Source organism: Kitasatospora sp. NPDC058046 (assembly GCF_042885595.1).
Classification (GTDB): domain Bacteria; phylum Actinomycetota; class Actinomycetes; order Streptomycetales; family Streptomycetaceae; genus Kitasatospora.
Genome location: NZ_JBHVRS010000002.1, coordinates 632,367 through 649,515, shown reverse-complemented (window position 1 = coordinate 649,515; position 17,149 = coordinate 632,367). Strand labels below are relative to the sequence as shown.

The 17,149-nt window shown below is 70.2% G+C and carries 19 protein-coding genes; 1 reads left to right on the top strand and 18 read right to left on the bottom strand.

Annotated features, from left to right (window positions below; genetic code table 11):
• The first annotated feature begins 106 nt into the window (after positions 1 to 106).
• A complete protein-coding gene (locus ACFVU7_RS07250) occupies positions 107 to 727 on the top strand; it encodes a hypothetical protein (RefSeq protein ID WP_388044594.1) in 621 nt (206 codons plus the stop codon).
• Between the two features lie 65 nt (positions 728 to 792).
• Here ACFVU7_RS07250 and ACFVU7_RS07245 read toward each other — a convergent pair whose 3' ends face one another.
• From ACFVU7_RS07245 to rpmE, 18 genes are all read right to left on the bottom strand, one after another.
• Entirely contained in the window at positions 793 to 1,365 is a 573-nt protein-coding gene (locus ACFVU7_RS07245) for a cob(I)yrinic acid a,c-diamide adenosyltransferase (protein ID WP_049651800.1), read from the bottom strand.
• Positions 1,366 to 1,418: 53 nt separating this feature from the next.
• The gene (locus ACFVU7_RS07240; RefSeq protein WP_049651801.1) at positions 1,419 to 1,919 is read right to left on the bottom strand and encodes a DUF2550 domain-containing protein; all 501 of its coding nucleotides are present in this window, start codon (positions 1,917 to 1,919) and stop codon (positions 1,419 to 1,421) included.
• A 148-nt stretch (positions 1,920 to 2,067) separates the two neighbouring features.
• On the bottom strand, positions 2,068 to 2,451 hold the full coding sequence (locus ACFVU7_RS07235; protein ID WP_030235805.1) for a F0F1 ATP synthase subunit epsilon: 384 nt from the start codon (positions 2,449 to 2,451) through the stop codon (positions 2,068 to 2,070).
• Between the two features lie 186 nt (positions 2,452 to 2,637).
• On the bottom strand, positions 2,638 to 4,083 hold the full coding sequence (gene atpD, locus ACFVU7_RS07230) for a F0F1 ATP synthase subunit beta (protein ID WP_049651802.1): 1,446 nt from the start codon (positions 4,081 to 4,083) through the stop codon (positions 2,638 to 2,640).
• Positions 4,084 to 4,085: 2 nt separating this feature from the next.
• Positions 4,086 to 5,000 carry a F0F1 ATP synthase subunit gamma gene (locus tag ACFVU7_RS07225; protein WP_049651803.1) on the bottom strand — a complete coding sequence of 305 codons (915 nt, stop codon included), beginning with the start codon at positions 4,998 to 5,000 and terminating at the stop codon, positions 4,086 to 4,088.
• 32 nt (positions 5,001 to 5,032) lie between these two features.
• Entirely contained in the window at positions 5,033 to 6,607 is a 1,575-nt protein-coding gene (gene atpA, locus ACFVU7_RS07220; RefSeq protein WP_049651804.1) for a F0F1 ATP synthase subunit alpha, read from the bottom strand.
• A gap of 156 nt (positions 6,608 to 6,763) precedes the next feature.
• Positions 6,764 to 7,579, bottom strand: coding sequence for a F0F1 ATP synthase subunit delta (locus tag ACFVU7_RS07215; RefSeq protein WP_049651805.1), 816 nt, complete (start codon positions 7,577 to 7,579; stop codon positions 6,764 to 6,766).
• Entirely contained in the window at positions 7,576 to 8,136 is a 561-nt protein-coding gene (locus ACFVU7_RS07210) for a F0F1 ATP synthase subunit B (RefSeq protein WP_107086439.1), read from the bottom strand. Before ACFVU7_RS07210 ends, ACFVU7_RS07215 begins: the two co-directional genes overlap by 4 nt.
• Positions 8,137 to 8,171: 35 nt before the next feature.
• Positions 8,172 to 8,408, bottom strand: a complete 237-nt coding sequence (gene atpE / locus ACFVU7_RS07205) for an ATP synthase F0 subunit C (protein WP_031074289.1) — start codon at positions 8,406 to 8,408, stop codon at positions 8,172 to 8,174.
• Between the two features lie 96 nt (positions 8,409 to 8,504).
• Entirely contained in the window at positions 8,505 to 9,317 is an 813-nt protein-coding gene (gene atpB / locus ACFVU7_RS07200; protein ID WP_049651806.1) for a F0F1 ATP synthase subunit A, read from the bottom strand.
• 285 nt (positions 9,318 to 9,602) lie between these two features.
• Positions 9,603 to 10,046: a hypothetical protein gene (locus ACFVU7_RS07195; RefSeq protein WP_049651807.1), complete on the bottom strand. Its 444-nt coding sequence runs from the start codon at positions 10,044 to 10,046 to the stop codon at positions 9,603 to 9,605.
• A 296-nt stretch (positions 10,047 to 10,342) separates the two neighbouring features.
• Positions 10,343 to 11,632: an MraY family glycosyltransferase gene (locus tag ACFVU7_RS07190; RefSeq protein WP_049651812.1), complete on the bottom strand. Its 1,290-nt coding sequence runs from the start codon at positions 11,630 to 11,632 to the stop codon at positions 10,343 to 10,345.
• 172 nt (positions 11,633 to 11,804) lie between these two features.
• Positions 11,805 to 13,085: a serine hydroxymethyltransferase gene (glyA, locus tag ACFVU7_RS07185; protein WP_049651808.1), complete on the bottom strand. Its 1,281-nt coding sequence runs from the start codon at positions 13,083 to 13,085 to the stop codon at positions 11,805 to 11,807.
• A gap of 118 nt (positions 13,086 to 13,203) precedes the next feature.
• A complete protein-coding gene (locus ACFVU7_RS07180; RefSeq protein ID WP_369808349.1) occupies positions 13,204 to 13,863 on the bottom strand; it encodes a protein-tyrosine-phosphatase in 660 nt (219 codons plus the stop codon).
• 14 nt (positions 13,864 to 13,877) lie between these two features.
• Positions 13,878 to 14,525, bottom strand: coding sequence for an L-threonylcarbamoyladenylate synthase (locus ACFVU7_RS07175; RefSeq protein ID WP_049658072.1), 648 nt, complete (start codon positions 14,523 to 14,525; stop codon positions 13,878 to 13,880).
• Positions 14,526 to 14,725: 200 nt separating this feature from the next.
• Positions 14,726 to 15,592, bottom strand: a complete 867-nt coding sequence (gene prmC / locus ACFVU7_RS07170) for a peptide chain release factor N(5)-glutamine methyltransferase (protein ID WP_049658073.1) — start codon at positions 15,590 to 15,592, stop codon at positions 14,726 to 14,728.
• A 63-nt stretch (positions 15,593 to 15,655) separates the two neighbouring features.
• Positions 15,656 to 16,735 (bottom strand): peptide chain release factor 1, encoded by a 1,080-nt coding sequence (prfA, locus tag ACFVU7_RS07165; protein ID WP_049658075.1) that lies wholly within the window; start codon positions 16,733 to 16,735, stop codon positions 15,656 to 15,658.
• Between the two features lie 132 nt (positions 16,736 to 16,867).
• Entirely contained in the window at positions 16,868 to 17,089 is a 222-nt protein-coding gene (gene rpmE, locus ACFVU7_RS07160; RefSeq protein WP_030057539.1) for a 50S ribosomal protein L31, read from the bottom strand.
• Positions 17,090 to 17,149: the final 60 nt, after the last annotated feature.

Genomic DNA, 17,149 nt, shown 5'->3' with positions numbered 1-17,149 from the left:
GCCCGCTACATCGAAAGGTGCAGGCCGCTACGGCACCGCGCGACGACGACAGCGGCACGCCCGCGCACCAGGCTGGAAGCACCGCCGAAACACCCGGGAGCAGAACGTGATCGTCACCCTCATCGTCGCGGCCGAGATCTCCTTCTGGATCCTGCTCGGCCTCGGCCTCGCCACCCGCTACCTGCTCCGGTGGCGCCGCACCAGCACCGCGCTGCTGGTCGGCCTGCCACTGGTCGACCTCACCCTCTACGCCCTCACCGTCCTCGACCTGCGCGGCGGCTCCACCGCGAGCTGGACGCACGCCCTGGCCGCGAGCTACGCGGGCTTCTCGATCGGCTACGGCCCCTCGCTGGTCCGCTGGGCCGACCGGCACTTCCTGCACCGCTTCGCCGGCGGCCCCAAGCCGCTGCCCTCGCCCAAGTACGGGCCCGAGCGGACCAGGTACGAGTGGCAGATCGCCGGCCGGACCGTCGTGTCCGCCGCCGTCACGCTGAGCCTGATCACCCTGCTCGTCCCGCTCTCCGCGGGCTCCGCCCACTTCGGCACCTTCCTCCAGTGGTACCTCAAGCTGGGCATCGCCGCCGTGGTCAACGTGATCGTGGCCGGCTGCTACTCGCTCTGGCCCAAGCAGCCGCCGGCCGGCGTGCTGGTCGAGGACGGCCGGGTGGTCACCGAGAAGACCCTCGCCGGGACCACCCCCGGCGGCACGCCCGCCGACCGGCCCTGAACCGTCGAGGGCCCGTCCCCGGACCCCCACGGGGGAGGAGTCCGGGGACGGGCCCTCGTCGCGTTCTAGCGGTTCTCGCCCGGGACCCAGAGCACGTCGCCGCGCTCCTTGTTGGCCACCCGGGCCAGGATGAACAGCAGGTCGGACAGCCGGTTGAGGTACTTCGCGGTCAGCGGGTTGACGCTGTCGCCGTGCTCCGCGATCGCCGACCAGGTGGAGCGCTCGGCCCGCCGGACCACCGTGCAGGCCAGGTGCAGGTGGGCCGCCCCGGCCGTACCGCCGGGCAGGATGAAGCTGCGCAGCTTCTCCACCCGCGCCAGGTAGTCGTCGCAGTCCGCCTCCAGCCGGTCGATGTAGGACTGCAGCACCCGCAGCGGCGGGTACTTCGGGTCCTCCACCACCGGGGTGGACAGGTCGGCGCCGACGTCGAACAGGTCGTTCTGGACCCGGACGAGCACCGCCGTCATGTCCTCGGGCAGCTCCCCCACGGCGAGGGCCACCCCGATCGCCGCGTTCGCCTCGTTGGCGTCCGCGTACGCGATCAGTCTCGGATCGGTCTTGCTGGTCCGGCTCATGTCGCCGAGCGCGGTGGTGCCGTCATCGCCGGTACGGGTGTAGATGCGCGTCAGATTGACCATGCGGCCAGCGTAGCCGCCGGGTTAGGCGGCGTTAACCCCGCCTGGAGCGGCCGCTACGCGACATTCACCCTCTGCCCCGGCGGGGCCGCCTCCAGCCAGGCCAGGAAGCCGGTCAGCGCGTCCTCGCTCATCGCCAGTTCCAGCGGCGCCCCGTTGTGCAGACAGCGCAGCACCACCGAGCCGGACAGCAGCGCCAGCTCCTCCTGGCCCTCCGGGTAGCGCCGGCCGAGCACCTCGATCTCCCGGCGCGGAAGCATCTTGCGCGGGCGCGGGGCGTACGAGAAGACCCGGAACCACTCGATCGAGTCACCGCTGTAGCGGCCGATACCAAAAACCCACCCCTTGCCGTCGGTCGGGGGGACCGGGGCTGAGGTGGGTTTGCCGTTCTCGTCGAGGTCGGGCTGCGTCGAGGCGTCGGCGGGCATTTTGAGCCGGTAACTGCAGTCGAAGGTGCCGCCGACCCGCTGGATCAGGCGGCGTCGGACGGCGAAGGCCATCAGCCCGATCACTCCCAGGGCCACGACCGCCGCACACACCACAAGCGCGAGGACCATGCTCACCTACCTCCTCGCTACCCGCGTTCCCCGTAACGGTCGTATCAAGCGACCGCGCTGACCTACCAACTACGACGACAGTCCCGGGGTCACGCTCGCGCGTCCCCGGGACCGTCGGTCGACCCCGCTAAACCGGGGTCCGGCGCACTCAGGCGTGGGCCTTGAGGCCGCGCGCCGCGAACAGACGGACCTCGGCGCGCCGCTCGGCGTGCTCGTCCAGGCCCGACTTGGCCTTCTCCAGTGCGCGCTCGGCACGCGCGACGTCGATCTCGTCCGCCAGCTCGGCGATCTCCGCGAGCAGAGACAGCTTGTTGTCGGCGAAGGAGATGAAGCCGCCGTGCACCGCGGCGATCACGGTGCCGCCGTCCACCGTGCGGATGGTGACGGGACCGGTCTCCAGCACGCTCAGCACCGGGGTGTGGCCCGGCATGATGCCGGTGTCACCGGAGGCCGTACGGGCGACGACGATGGTGGCCGCACCGGACCACACCTTGCGGTCGGCTGCGACCAGCTCGACGTGCAGCTCAGCCAACGTGGGCTCCTAGGCTCATGCAACGCCCGATTACTCGGGAGTTTCGGTAAGAATAACGGCCCCGCGCCTCCGGCATGAAACCGGCGGCACGGATTTGACCGGAATCACAGCCGATGCGACGCGAGGGGTGGGTCCCAGGGCTGGGGCCCACCCCTCACGGTCACGCTCAGCTGCTACCGGCCGCGATTACTTCTTCGCCAGCTCGGCGGCGTTCTTCTCGAGGTCCTCGATGCCACCGCACATGAAGAAGGCCTGCTCCGGGACGGAGTCGTACTTGCCGTCCGCGATCGCGTTGAAGGCCTCGATGGTCTCCGACAGCGGCACGGTCGAACCCTCGACACCGGTGAACTGCTTCGCCACGTAGGTGTTCTGCGAGAGGAAGCGCTCGATGCGACGGGCACGGTGCACCGTGATCTTGTCCTCTTCGGACAGCTCGTCGATACCGAGGATCGCGATGATGTCCTGGAGGTCCTTGTACTTCTGCAGGATCCCCTTGATACGGATGGCCGTGTCGTAGTGGGTCTGCGCGATGTACCGCGGGTCGAGGATGCGGGACGTGGAGTCCAGCGGGTCGACGGCCGGGTAGATGCCCTTCTCCGAGATCGGGCGCGACAGAACGGTCGTCGCGTCCAGGTGGGCGAAGGTGGTGGCCGGCGCCGGGTCGGTCAGGTCGTCCGCGGGGACGTAGATCGCCTGCATCGAGGTGATCGAGTGACCGCGGGTCGAGGTGATGCGCTCCTGGAGGAGGCCCATCTCGTCGGCCAGGTTCGGCTGGTAGCCCACCGCGGAGGGCATGCGGCCGAGCAGGGTCGACACCTCGGAACCGGCCTGGGTGAACCGGAAGATGTTGTCGATGAAGAGGAGCACGTCCTGCTTCTCGACGTCACGGAAGTACTCCGCCATGGTCAGCGCGGACAGCGCGACCCGCAGACGGGTGCCCGGCGGCTCGTCCATCTGGCCGAAGACCAGCGCGGTCTTGTCCAGAACGCCCGAGTCGACCATCTCGTCGATGAGGTCGTTGCCCTCACGGGTGCGCTCGCCGACACCGGCGAACACCGACACACCACCGAAGTTCTCGGCGACGCGGTAGATCATCTCCTGGATCAGAACGGTCTTGCCGACACCGGCACCACCGAACAGACCGATCTTGCCACCCGTGACGTACGGGGTGAGCAGGTCGATGACCTTGATACCGGTCTCGAACATCTCGGTCTTGGACTCGAGGTCCTTGAACTCGGGAGCCTTGCGGTGGATCGGCCAGCGGACCTCGACCTGCTTGTCGAACTCCGCCTTGTCGACGTTCAGCACGTCACCGAGGGCGTTGAACACCTTGCCCTTGGTGATCTGGCCGACCGGGACGGAGATCGCCGCACCGGTGTCGGAGACCTGCGAACCGCGGACCAGGCCGTCGGTCGGCTGCATCGAGATGCCGCGGACCATGCCGTCGCCGAGGTGCTGGGCGACCTCGAGGGTCAGGATCTTCTTGCCCGTGCCGTCGGGGTTGTCCACCTCGACGTGCAGGGCGTTGTACATGTCCGGAATCGCGTCGACGGGGAACTCCACGTCGACGACCGGGCCGATGACCCGCGCGACGCGGCCCGTCGCCGTGGTCGGCTCAACAGTGGTGGTCATACTCATTCGCTCCCGCGGCTAGCGTCGGCGAGGGCGTTGGCGCCGCCGACGATCTCGCTGATTTCCTGGGTGATCTCGGCCTGACGGGCCGAGTTGGCAAGCCGCGTGAGCGACTTGATGAGCTCGCCGGCGTTGTCCGTCGCGCTCTTCATCGCGCGGCGGCGGGCGGCGTGCTCGGAAGCGGCCGACTGCAGCAGCGCGTTGTAGATCCGGCTCTCGACGTACCGCGGCAGGAGCGCGTCCAGGACGCCCTCCGCCGACGGCTCGAAGTCGTACAGCGGGAAGATCTCCGACTTGGCCGGCGACTGGTCGCTGAGCTGGACCTCGTCCAGCTTCAGCGGCAGCAGCCGCGCCTCGACCGCGTTCTGCGTCAGCATCGACACGAACTCGGTGGAGACCAGGTGCAGCTCGTCCACGCCGCCGGTCTCGGCCGTGAAGGCCTCGATCAGGTCGGCCGCCACGGTCTTCGCGTCACCGTAGGTCGGCTTGTCCGAGAACCCCGTCCACGAGTCCGCGACCGTCAGGCCGCGGAACGTGTAGTACGAGACGCCCTTGCGGCCGATGATGTACGTCACCACGTCCTTGCCCTCGGACCGCAGGCGCTCGCTGAGCACCTGGGCGGCCTTGATGGCGTTGGTCGAGTAGCCGCCCGCCAGGCCGCGGTCCGCCGTGATCAGCAGGACCGCGGCGCGCTTGGCGGCCGGGTTCTCGGTGGTGAGCGGGTGCTTGGCGTTGGACCGGGTGGCCACCGCCGTCACCGCCCGGGTGAGCTCATCGGCGTACGGAGTGGAGGCGGCCACCGCGCGCTGCGCCTTGACGATGCGCGACGCGGAGATCATCTCCATCGCCTTGGTGATCTTCTTCGTCGCGGTGACAGAGCGGATCCGGCGCTTGTAGACCCGAAGCTGTGCTCCCATGGGTCGTTACGTCCTTTCCCTCGCTACCGGACTCAGGCCTGCTCGGAGAGCAGCTTGCCGTCAGCGGTCTGGTACCCCTGCTTGAAGGCCTCGACGGCGCTGGTCAGCGCGTCGACGGTGCCGTCGGCCAGCAGGCCGGTCTCCACGATGCCGGCCAGCAGGTCCTTGTGCTGGAGGCGGACGTGGTCCAGGAACTCGCGCTCGAAGCGGCGGATCTCGGCGACCGGGACGTCGTCCAGCTTGCCGGTGGTGCCGGCCCAGATGGAGACGACCTGCTCCTCGACCGGGAACGGCTGGTACTGGCCCTGCTTCAGCAGCTCGACCATGCGCGCACCGCGCTCCAGCTGGGCCTTGGAGGCCGCGTCCAGGTCGGAACCGAAGGCGGCGAAGGCCTCCAGCTCACGGTACTGGGCGAGGTCCAGACGCAGGCGGCCGGCGACCGAGCGCATGGCCTTGATCTGGGCGGAGCCACCGACGCGGGAGACCGAGATACCGACGTTCACGGCCGGGCGGATGCCGGCGTTGAACAGGTCGGACTCCAGGAAGCACTGGCCGTCGGTGATGGAGATGACGTTGGTCGGGATGTACGCCGAGACGTCGTTGGCCTTGGTCTCGATGATCGGCAGACCGGTCATCGAGCCGCCGCCCAGGGCGTCGTTCAGCTTCGCGCAGCGCTCCAGCAGGCGGGAGTGCAGGTAGAAGACGTCACCCGGGTAGGCCTCGCGGCCCGGCGGGCGGCGCAGCAGCAGGGAGACGGAACGGTAGGCCTCGGCCTGCTTCGACAGGTCGTCGAAGATGATCAGGACGTGCTTGCCGTCGTACATCCACTCCTGGCCGATGGCCGAACCGGTGTACGGGGCGAGGTACTTGAAGCCGGCCGGGTCGGAGGCGGGAGCGGCCACGATGGTGGTGTACTCCAGCGCGCCGGCCTCCTCCAGGGCGCCGCGGACGGACGCGATGGTGGAGCCCTTCTGGCCCACGGCGACGTAGATGCAGCGGACCTGCTTCTCCGGGTCGCCCGAGCGCCAGTTGTCACGCTGGTTGATGATCGTGTCGACGGCCACCGCGGTCTTGCCGGTCTGGCGGTCGCCGATGATCAGCTGGCGCTGGCCGCGGCCGATCGGGGTCATCGCGTCGATGGCCTTGATACCGGTCTGCAGCGGCTGCTTGACCGACTTGCGGGCCATGACGCCGGGGGCCTGCAGCTCCAGGGCACGGCGACCGGTGGCGGCGATGTCGCCCAGGCCGTCGATCGGGTTGCCCAGCGGGTCCACGACGCGGCCGAGGTAGCCGTCGCCGACCGGAACCGAGAGGACCTCGCCGGTGCGGCGCACGGTCTGGCCCTCTTCGATGCCGCCGAACTCACCGAGGACGACGACACCGATCTCGCGGGTGTCGAGGTTCAGCGCGAGGCCGAGCGTGCCGTCCTCGAACTTCAGCAGCTCGTTCGCCATGACCGAGGGCAGGCCCTCGACATGCGCGATGCCGTCCGCCGCGTCAGTGACCTTGCCGACCTCTTCCACAGAAGCGGCGTCCGGCTGGTACGACTGGACAAAGTCGGCCAGCGCGTCCCGGATCTCCTCCGGACGGATCGTAAGCTCCGCCATCAGGCTTCCCTGCTCTCCTAGTTTGCGATCCTCGGCCCGCCATTGAGGGCCGCAAGTATTCGACTCTCGGCCGGGTCTTCCGAACCGGCCGTACGATGTGCCGGCTCCTTGGGGAGCCGGTTTCCCGACCGAGGGTCGGATGTGCTGCTTGGGTGCTCAGCCTTCGAGCGACTGGCGAGCGCCCTCGAGGCGGCTCGACACGGTGCCGTTGATGATCTCGTCGCCGATCTGCACCCGGACGCCGCCGACGACCTCGGGGTCGACGTCGATGTTCAGGTGGACCTGGCGGCCGTACATCCGGGCCAGAGCACCGGACAGGCGCTCCTTCTGGGTGTCCGACAGCGGCACCGCGGTGGTGACCAGGGCCACCACGCGGCCGCGGCGCGCGGCGGCGAGCTTCGAGTAGGACTCCAGGCCCTGCTCCAGGCTACGGCCACGCGGCACGTTGACGAGGGCGGTGACCAGCCGGACGGTACCGGCGTTGGCGCGGCCGCCGAGCAGCTTGCCGATCAGCCCGGCCTTCGCGACGGCACCGGCCTTCGGCTCGGTCAGCGCGGCGCGCAGCTCGTGCGAGCCGCTCACCACCCGGCCGAAGCGGAAGAGCTCGTCCTCGACGTCGTCCAGGGCGCCGGCCTTGTCCGCGGCGATGATCTCCGCGTAGGCGGCGAGCTCCTCGGTCGCGTCCACCAGGTCGCGCGAGCCCGACCAGCGGGAGCGGACCAGGCCGGAGACCAGGTCGACGGCCTCGCCGGAGACCTGGCCGGTCAGCAGCGAGGTGACCAGCTGGGCCTTGTCCTGGCCCGACCGCGAGGGGTCGGTCAGGACGCGGCGCAGCGACACCTCGCGGTCCAGCACGGCCGTGACGGCGGTGAGCTCCTCGGCGAGCTTGGCCGCGTCCACCGAGGTGGAGTCGGTCAGGCTCTCCAGGTTCTGCCGGCCGGCGACGAGGGCCTCACGGCTGGCGCCGATCACTTGGCCGCACCCTGAGCAACGGCGGCCTTGGCCTCCAGCTCGTCCAGGAAGCGGTCGATGACGCCGCTCTGCCGGGTGTGGTCCTCGAGGGACTCACCCACGATGCGGGACGCCAGCTGGGTGGCCAGCGAGCCCACGTCCTGACGCAGGGCGGCAGTGGCCTGCTTCTTGTCCGCCTCGATCTGGGCGTGACCGGCGGCGACGATGGCCTCGCGCTGGCGCTGGCCCTCCTCGCGCATCTCGGCGAGCTGGGCGGCACCCTGCTCGCGAGCCTGCTCGACGATGCGGGCAGCCTCGTGGCGCGCCTCGGCGAGCTCGGCGCGGTACTGCTCAAGCAGGGCCTGGGCCTCCACCTGGGCGGCCTCGGCGCGCTCCATCCCGCCCTCGATCGCGTCCCGGCGCTCCGACAGCACCTTCTCGATGCTGGGGAGGAGCTTCTTGCCGAGCAGACCGAAGACGATGAAGAAGCAGAGCAGGCCGATGATGATCTCGGGCCACGCGGGGAGGAGAGGGTTCATCTTCTCCTCGGCCGCGAGCTGGACGATCGCCATGCTCATATCTGGACCTTCCTCAGAAAGGGTCTACGGCGGGATTACTTGTTGCCGAAGACGAACGGCATGACGATGCCGATGAGGGCGAGCGCCTCGGTCAGCGCGAAGCCGATGAACATGTTGGAACGGATGAGACCGGCAGCCTCGGGCTGGCGGGCCATGGCCTGGACACCGTTACCGAAGATCAGACCGACGCCGATGCCGGGGCCGATGGCGGCGAGGCCGTAGCCCAGGGAGGCGACGGAACCGTAGACAGTGCCCTCAGCGAGGATGCTCATTGACGTTGTCCTTTGCAGGGTGGTGAACCGGTGGTGATTGGCCACCGGGCGATCCGGGACGGGAAGTGGTTCTCGGCGGGGCCGGGGCCCCGGGGCTCAGTGCGCCTCTTCCAGGGCACCGGCGATGTAGCTGCTGGCCAGCATCACGAAGATGTAGGCCTGCAGGAACTGGACCAGCAGCTCGAAGGCGGTCAGGCCGACGGCCACGATGAACGAGGCCGAGCCGTACAGCGCGCCCAGGGACGGGCTGAGCAGGTACCAGGAGGCGATGGAGAACATCACGATCAGCAGGTGGCCGGCGAACATGTTCGCGAAGGCTCGGACCGCGAGCGTGAAGGGGCGCACGAAGATGTTCGAGAAGAACTCGATCGGCACCAGGATGAACATGACCCAGCCGGGGATGCCCGACGGCCAGCAGAGGTTCTTGAGACCGCCGACGAAGCCGTGCTTCTTGAAGGTCAGCGTCATGTAGGTGATCCACACGACCGCAGCGAGGCCGGCCGGGAACGCGATCGCCGCCGACACCGGGAACTGTGCGAACGGGATGATCGACATGATGTTCATCAACCAGATGAAGAAGAACATCGAGACCAGCATCGGGACGTACTTCTCGCCCTTCTTGCCGATCGTCTCCAGCACGATGGAGCGCTTGACGAAGTCGTAGCCGATCTCACCGACCAGCTGCAGCTTGCCGGGGACGAGGCGCGGCTTGGCGAAGGCGGCCCAGAAGAACACGACGACCAGGAGCGCGACGATGATCGACAGCAGCATCGGCTTGTTGAACTCGATGCTGCCGATCGAGAAGATCGGCTTGAACTGGAACTCGTTCAGACCCGGGGCCGGGAAGCCACAGCCAGCGTCCCCGAAGTGGCAACTGCCTGAGGCGAGGGACGTGAGTTCAGCACTCACCGCGGACTCCTTCGTCGTGACGCATGGTTACGGCAACCTCGGTGTGTCGGCGTGGCCTGCGACCACGGAGCGGCACTGGAACTTGATGGGTTTCTCGCCGACCCCGCGCGCCGGTGCACGGCACCACAGCGGGATCATCGAAGACTGCGCGGATCAGGGGGGCGATCCGTCCGCTCTCCGGACAGACCAGGCCTCTTCCCGTACTCCGTTGTTGCGACGGACGATAGCAGCCCGTCAGTGCGGCATAAACACCGCCCCCCTCGTTGGGGGGACAGTTGGGCCTCGTCACTGTTGACGCCCCTTGTCGGAGGGCTTGTCGCCCTTCTTTTCGGAGGCGTCGGGGTCGACGTAGAAGGTTTTGGCCTTGAGCGCACCGCGCACCTGGAAGCCCGTCCAGATCAGGGCGCAGCCGAGCAGGGTGAACGCGAAGGCCTGCCGGTTGAACAGCTCGGTGTCCTTGAAGACCGCGAGCACGATGCCGACCAGCAGGATCTGCGTGGTGTACACCAGCAGCGCCGCGGCCATCATGATCTGCGGGTTCGACCTGGTCAGCCGGTCGAGCGCGACCTGGCCGAAGCTGAAGAAGGCCATCACGAGGAGCGCGCCGAAGAGGGCGCCGAGCAGCCCCTTCCCACCGGCAACGGCAAAGGAGATCACCATGGCGATGATTCCGGCGACCGCAGTGGGAATCGCGGCGCCTCGGAGGATCCGGGCGTCGGTGGACGGCATGTCGGCAGCTCCGGCGGCATGTCGATGTGGCGGGGGACGGGCACTGCGGTGGCGGGTGACACCGGACCGAGGCATCGCCGCGGGCCGCCATGTGAGCGACGGGCCCGGTGAGGGAGACCGACAGGGACGGAAGTCATCCACCTGTCAGGTCTTTCGGCGTGTTCTCGATACTCGTGAACGGTATCACAAACTATTTGATGAGAGCTTTACCATGAATGTGTGGCACCTGTCACACCAACGGCGCAACGATTCCGCCGTTCGGGTGACGGCCACCTGTCGTGGCATCAACTCCCTTGTCAGTGGCGGCCGGTGGCCTTGGGGTGGGAGCCGACCGCGGTGGAGCCCACACCGGACTCCCGCCCGGCTTCACCCAGGAGTTCCTTGTCCTTGGCCGACAGTTCAGCCATCGGACCGCTCTGCTGCCGGCGGTAGCGCGGGGGGACGAAGGACTGCACCGCCCGCGGGGCGCGCGGCCGGAACCGCGGGGTGAGCAGCACCACCAGGCCGACCAGGCAGAGCCCGGCGAGCGTCAGGACGACGGTGCGGCCGGTGTTGGTCACCGAGAAGGCGACCGAGCCGAAGGCGATCAGCGCGGCCCAGAAGTACATGATCATCACGGCGCGGCTGTGCGAGTGCCCCACCTGGAGCAGCCGGTGGTGCAGGTGGCGCTTGTCCGCGGCGAACGGGGACTGGCCCGCCCAGGTGCGGCGCACCACCGCGAGCAGCAGGTCGGCCAGCGGCAGCGCGATGACCGTCAGCGGCAGCAGCAGCGGGATGTAGATCGGCACCAGGGCGTGCACGGCGGCGGTCTGCGAACCGGCCTCGTTGCTGATCAGGTCCGGGTCGACCCGGCCGGTGATGGAGATCGCGGCGACGGCCAGCATCAGGCCCAGCATCATCGAGCCGGAGTCGCCCATGAAGATCCGCGCGGGGTGCATGTTGTGCGCCAGGAAGCCCAGGCACATGCCGATCAGCAGCACGCTGAACAGCACGGCGGGGGCCGCGTCGGAGATCGTGTAGCCGTACCAGAGCCGGTAGCTGTACAGGAAGAAGGCCATCGCGGCGATGCACACCATGCCGCCGGCCAGGCCGTCCAGGCCGTCGATGAAGTTCACCGCGTTGACCATGACGACGACCAGGGTGACCGAGATGACCATGCCCTGGGTCGGGCTCACCGCGACCGGGCCGACACCGGGCACCGGGAGGGTGATCACCGTGACGCCCTGCCAGACCATCACGCCGGCGGCGATCATCTGGCCGCCGAGCTTCACCAGCGCGTCCACGCCCCACTTGTCGTCGAGCACCCCGAGCAGGAACATGATCCCGGCCCCGGACAGCAGCGCGCGGATGTCGGTGCCCTGGGAGAACACCTTGCTCAGGTTGTCCAGCTGCGAGGCGACCAGGATGCCCGCGCACAGTCCGCCGAACATCGCGATGCCGCCGAGCCGCGGCGTGGGTTCGCGGTGCACGTCACGGGCGCGCACCGGCGGCATGGCGCCGGCCGCGATGGCGAACTTCCGGACCGGGCCCGTCAACAGGTAGGTGACGGCGGCGGTGCAGAACAGCACCAGCAGATACTCACGCACCACTGGCCTCCTGCATCACTGTCGAACGGGGAAGTACCGAAGGTACTCCCCTGCCTTCCCGGGGTTCGAGGTGCGTCGCCACGGCACACACCTTATTGAGTCGGACGCCCGGACCGTGCATCGCGGTTCGCCCTCCCGGGTAGGAGATCCGGATACCCGCGGAAGGCCGCCGTCAGGCCCGGTCGGCGAAGGCCGCCGCCAGCTCCCGGACCCGCGCCGCGGCCGGGACGACCGCGTCCCCGGCGAGCACCCGGGCGATCAGCCCGGCGATCTCCGCCAGCTCCGGCTCCCCCATCCCCTGGCTGGTGACCGTGCCCGTGCCCAGCCGGATGCCGGAGGTCTCGGCGGCCGGCGCCGGGTCGTACGGCAGCGCGCACTTGCCGAGCAGCAGCCCGGCCGCCGCGCAGCGCCGCTCGGCCTCCGCGCCGGTCACGCCGAGCGGGCTCACGTCGGCGGTCACCAGATGGGTGTCGGTACCGCCCGTCAGGGGGCGCATTCCGGCCTCTGCGAGCCCCGCGGCGAGCGCCCGCGCCCCGGACACCGTCCGCTCCGCGTACGCCCGGTACGCGGGCTTCGAGGCCTCCGCGAGGGCCACCGCCTTGCCGGCCACCTCGTTCATCGCCGCGCCGCCCTGGCTGAACGGGAACACCGCCCGGTCGATCCGCTCGGCCAGCTCCGCGGTGCACAGCAGCAGCCCGCCGCGCGGGCCCCGCAGCAGCTTGTGGGTGGCCGCCACCGTGACGTCCGCGTACGGCACCGGGGAGGGCGCCACCCCGGCCGCGATCAGCCCGGTGGTCTGCGCGGCGGAGGCGATCAGGTAGGCGTCCACCTCGTCGGCGATCTCGCGGAACGCCGCCCAGTCCGGGTGCCGGGGGTGCGAGATCGAACCCGCCACGATGGCCTTGGGGCGGTGCTGCCGGGCCAGGTCGCGGACCTGGTCGAGGTCGATCAGCCCGTCGGACTCGCGCACGCCGTAGCCGGTGAAGTCGAACCAGCGCCCGGAGAAGTTGGCGCGCGAGCCGCAGCTGAGGTGGCCGCCGTGCTCCAGCGACATCGCCAGCACCCCGTCGCCGGGCCGCAGCAGCGCCGCGTACGCCGCCAGCATCGCCGAAGTCGCCGACCGCGGCTGGACGTTGGCGTGCGGGGCGGCGAACAGCTCGCGGGCCCGGTCGATCGCCAGCAGCTCGGCGGCGTCCGCCAGCGCGCAGCCGGTGTGGTGCCGTCGGCCCGGGTAGCCCTCGGCGTACTTGTCGATCAGCGGGCCGGTGAGCGCCGCCAGGACGGCGGGGGTGGTCAGGTTCTCCCCCGCCAGCAGCTGGATCGTCTCGGCGCGCCGCTCGGCCTCCGCGGCCAGCAGGTCGGCCAGCTGCGGATCGGCCCGGTGCAGCGCCTCGGACGCCCAGGGGCGCCCGGTCGTGGCGGTCGGGCCGGACGCGGCATCGGTGACGGTCATGGCGGGGCTCCCGGGCGCTGCGGGGACTGTGTCACCCAGCGTAGGACCGCTCCCGCCACCCGGCCCGCCGGGCCGCGGCCGAACGGCCCCGTGCGGCGCCCTGCCCGGGCCCGGCCCGTCAGCGCGGCGCGGGGACGCCGGTCAGCGCGGTGACCACCGGGTCGACCGCGTGGAATATCTCCTCGCCGCAGTTGCGGAACATGCCGATCGGCGCCCCGTACGGGTCGTCCACCTCGTCCGACTCCGGCGTGGCGGCCAGCAGCCAGCCGCGCAGCGCGGCGGCGGCCCGGACCAGCGCGCGGGCCCGCTCGGTGACGTCGGCGCCGCGCCTCGGGTCCGGCAGGGTGCCCGGGTCTATCGTCCGCACCAGGCGGGTGAACTCCTTCAGCGTGAAGGTGCGCAGCCCCGCCTCGTGGCCCATCGAGATCACCTGGGCGCGGTGGTCCAGCGTCGCCGTGAGCACCAGGTCGGCCTCGACCACGTGCTCGTCCAGCAGCTCGCGGCCGGTGAAGCCGCCGCTGTCGGCGCCGTACTCGTCGAGCACCGTCGCGGCGTGGTCCTCCATCGGCGCGCCCTCGTGGCCCCAGGTGCCGGCGCTCTCCACCAGGATCCGGCCGGCCACCCGGGGGCTCAGCCGGGTGTCCAGCTCACGCCGGGTCAGCCGCTCGGCGATCGGCGATCGGCAGATGTTCCCCGTGCAGACGAACAGGATCCGGAAGTGGTCCAGCGGCCTGGGGCCCACGCTCAGGTACGGCGCTATGCCCGGCCCGGCGTGCAGCGAGGCGGTGGGCGTCAACTGCCGGCCTCCAGGTCGGGGACGACCTCCCTCAGCTGCTCGACGCTGATCGCACCGGCCCGCAGCAGGACCGGGACCTTGCCGGTGACGTCCACGATCGACGAGGTGGCGGAGTCCTCGGCCGCCCCGCCGTCCAGGTAGACCGAGACCGCGTCGCCGAGCTGGGCCTGTGCCTCGTCGCAGGTCAGCGGGGAGACCCCGCCGATCCGGTTGGCACTGGAGACGGCCAGCGGGCCGGTGCTGTTCAGCAGCTCGATGGCGACCGGGTGCAGCGGCATCCGGACCGCGACGGTGCCGCGGGTGTCGCCGAGGTCCCAGCGCAGTGAGGGCTGGTGCCGGGCGACCAGGGTGAGCCCGCCCGGCCAGAAGGCGTCGACCAGCTCCCAGGCCTGCTCGGAGAAGTCGGTGACCAGGCCGTGCAGGGTGGTCGGCGAACCGACCAGCACCGGCGAGGGCGTGTTGCGGCCGCGGCCGCGGGCGGCCATCAGCTCGCCGACCGCCTCCGGGGAGAAGGCGTCCGCACCGACCCCGTACAGGGTGTCGGTGGGCAGCACGACGAGTTCGCCGCGGCGGATGGCCGAGGCGGCCTCGCGCAGACCGGTGGCGCGGTCCCCGGCATCGGCACAGTCGTAACGGCGGCTCATCGGTGCGGTCCCCTTCCGGAGTGGCTCATGGCGTTACAGCGCAGCCTTGCGCGCCGTCGTACGGTGCTCGGTGGTCACGACCCGACCCTCCGGGCCGTCGTCCTGTGCCCGACTGTTCACGACCCGACCCTCCGGGCGGTCGTCCTGTGCCCGACTGTTCACGACCCGACCCTCCGGGCGGTCGTCCTGTGCCCGACTGTTCACGACCCGACCCTCCGGGCGGTCGTGAAGCGGGGCCGGTTGTTCAGGTCGCGGTGGTCGGCGGTGTCCGTCCAGCCGTGTTCCTCGTTGAAGATCCACGGCACCTGGCCGCCCTGCTGGTCGGCGTGCTCGATCACCACCGCGCCGCCCGGGCGCAGCAGTCGGGCCGCGACCCGCTCGATGCCGCGGATGGTGTCCAGGCCGTCCTCGCCGGAGAACAGGGACATCTGCGGGTCGTGGTCGCGGGCCTCCGGCGCGACGTACTCCCACTCGGTGAGCGGGATGTACGGCGGGTTGGAGATGACCAGGTCGAAGCGGCCGTCCCAGGAGCGGTCGTCCTCGAAGGCCTTGGTGGCGTCACCGGCGTGCAGGGTGACCCGGGCGCGGTCCGGGCTGGCCTCGATGTTGCGCCGGGTGTACTCCAGCGCCCCCTCGTCCAGTTCGAAGGCGTGCACGGTGGAGCGCGGCAGCTCCTGGGCCAGGGCGAGCGCGATCGCGCCGGAGCCGGAGCACAGGTCCACCACCAGCGGCTCGGCCACGTCCATGTCGCGCACCGCGTCTATCGCCCACTCGACGACCGTCTCGGTCTCCGGCCGGGGCACGAACACCCCGGGGCCGACCTCCAGTTCGAGGTAGCGGAAGAACGCCCGCCCGGTGATGTGCTGGAGCGGCTCGCGCGCCTCGCGGCGGGAGACCGCCTCCCAGTAGCGGGCGTCGAAGTCGGCGTCCTTCACCGTGTGCAGCTGGCTGCGCTTGACGCGGTGGACGTAGGCGGCGAGCTCCTCCGCGTCGAAGCGCGGCGACGGCACGCCGGCCGCGGCCAACCGCTGGGTGGCCTGGGCCACCTCGGCGAGCAGCAGGTTCATCCGTACGACCTCTTGTTTCTGCGCTCCGGCTTCGGGCGAAGCGCGGGCTGGGGCGCGCCGGTCTCAGTTCTCTTGGGCCGCGGCGGCGAGCTTGGCCTCCGCGTCCTTGTCGACGCAGGACTGGATCACCGCGTTCAGTTCGCCGTCCAGGACCTGGTCCAGGTTGTACGCCTTGAATCCGGTGCGGTGGTCCGAGATGCGGTTCTCGGGGTAGTTGTACGTGCGGATCCGCTCGGAGCGGTCGACCGTACGGACCTGGCTGCGGCGCGCGTCCGAGGCCTCCCGCTCGGCCTCCTCCTGCGCGGCGGCCAGCAGCCGCGAACGCAGGATGCGCATCGCCTGCTCCTTGTTCTGGAGCTGGCTCTTCTCGTTCTGGCAGGACGCCACGATACCGGTCGGCAGGTGGGTGATCCGGACCGCGGAGTCGGTGGTGTTGACCGACTGGCCGCCGGGGCCGGAGGAGCGGTAGACGTCGATCCGCAGGTCGTTGGCGACGATCTCGACCTCGACCTCCTCCGCCTCGGGGGTGACCAGCACGCCCGCCGCGGAGGTGTGGATGCGGCCCTGGGACTCGGTGGCGGGGACGCGCTGCACGCGGTGCACGCCGCCCTCGTACTTCAGCCGGGCCCAGACGCCCTGGCCGGGCTCGGCGTTGCCCTTGGTCTTCACGGCCACCGAGACGTCCTTGTAGCCGCCGAGGTCGGACTCGTTGGAGTCGATGATCTCGGTCTTCCAGCCGATCCGCTCCGCGTAGCGCAGGTACATCCGGAGCAGGTCGCCGGCGAACAGCGCGGACTCCTCGCCGCCCTCGCCCGCCTTGATCTCCAGGATGACGTCCTTGTCGTCACTCGGGTCGCGCGGCACCAGCAGCAGCCGCAGCTCCTCGGTGAGCTCGTCCCTGCGGGCCTCGGAGGCCTTCGCCTCGGCGATGAACTCCGGGTCCTCCGCGGCGAGTTCGCGCGCGGCCTCGATGTCCTCGCCGGCCTGCCGCCACTGCCGGTAGACCCGGGTGATCGGGGTCAGCTCGGCGTACCGCTTGGCCAGCTTGCGGGCGTTGGCCTGGTCGGCGTGGACGGACGGGTCGGCCAGCCTCGTCTCGAGGTCGGCGTGCTCGACGAGGAGCTCTTCGACTGCCTCGAACATGGGGTGGCCTTCTTCCCGGTGACTCGGAAACGTGTGGGGGGTGGGGAATTCGCGGGGGGACGCGAACGGCGCCGGCCCCCAGCGCCCCCGACAACGAGTACGGGGGCACCGGGAACCGGCGCCGAGGGAGCGCTAGGCCTTCGCGCTGTGCTGCTTGCCGAAGCGGGCCTCGAAGCGGGCCACGCGGCCACCGGTGTCGAGGATCTTCTGCTTGCCGGTGTAGAACGGGTGGCACTGCGAGCAGACCTCGGCGCGGATCTCGCCACTGGTCTCGGTCGAGCGGGTGGTGAACTCGGCGCCGCAGGTGCAGGTCACGCGCGTGACCACGTACTCGGGGTGAACGTTGGGCTTCAAGGGGTTCTCCTAGGTTTCGGGAGGGTACCGGGTCGGCGGCTGGGGCGCCGCACGTGAACC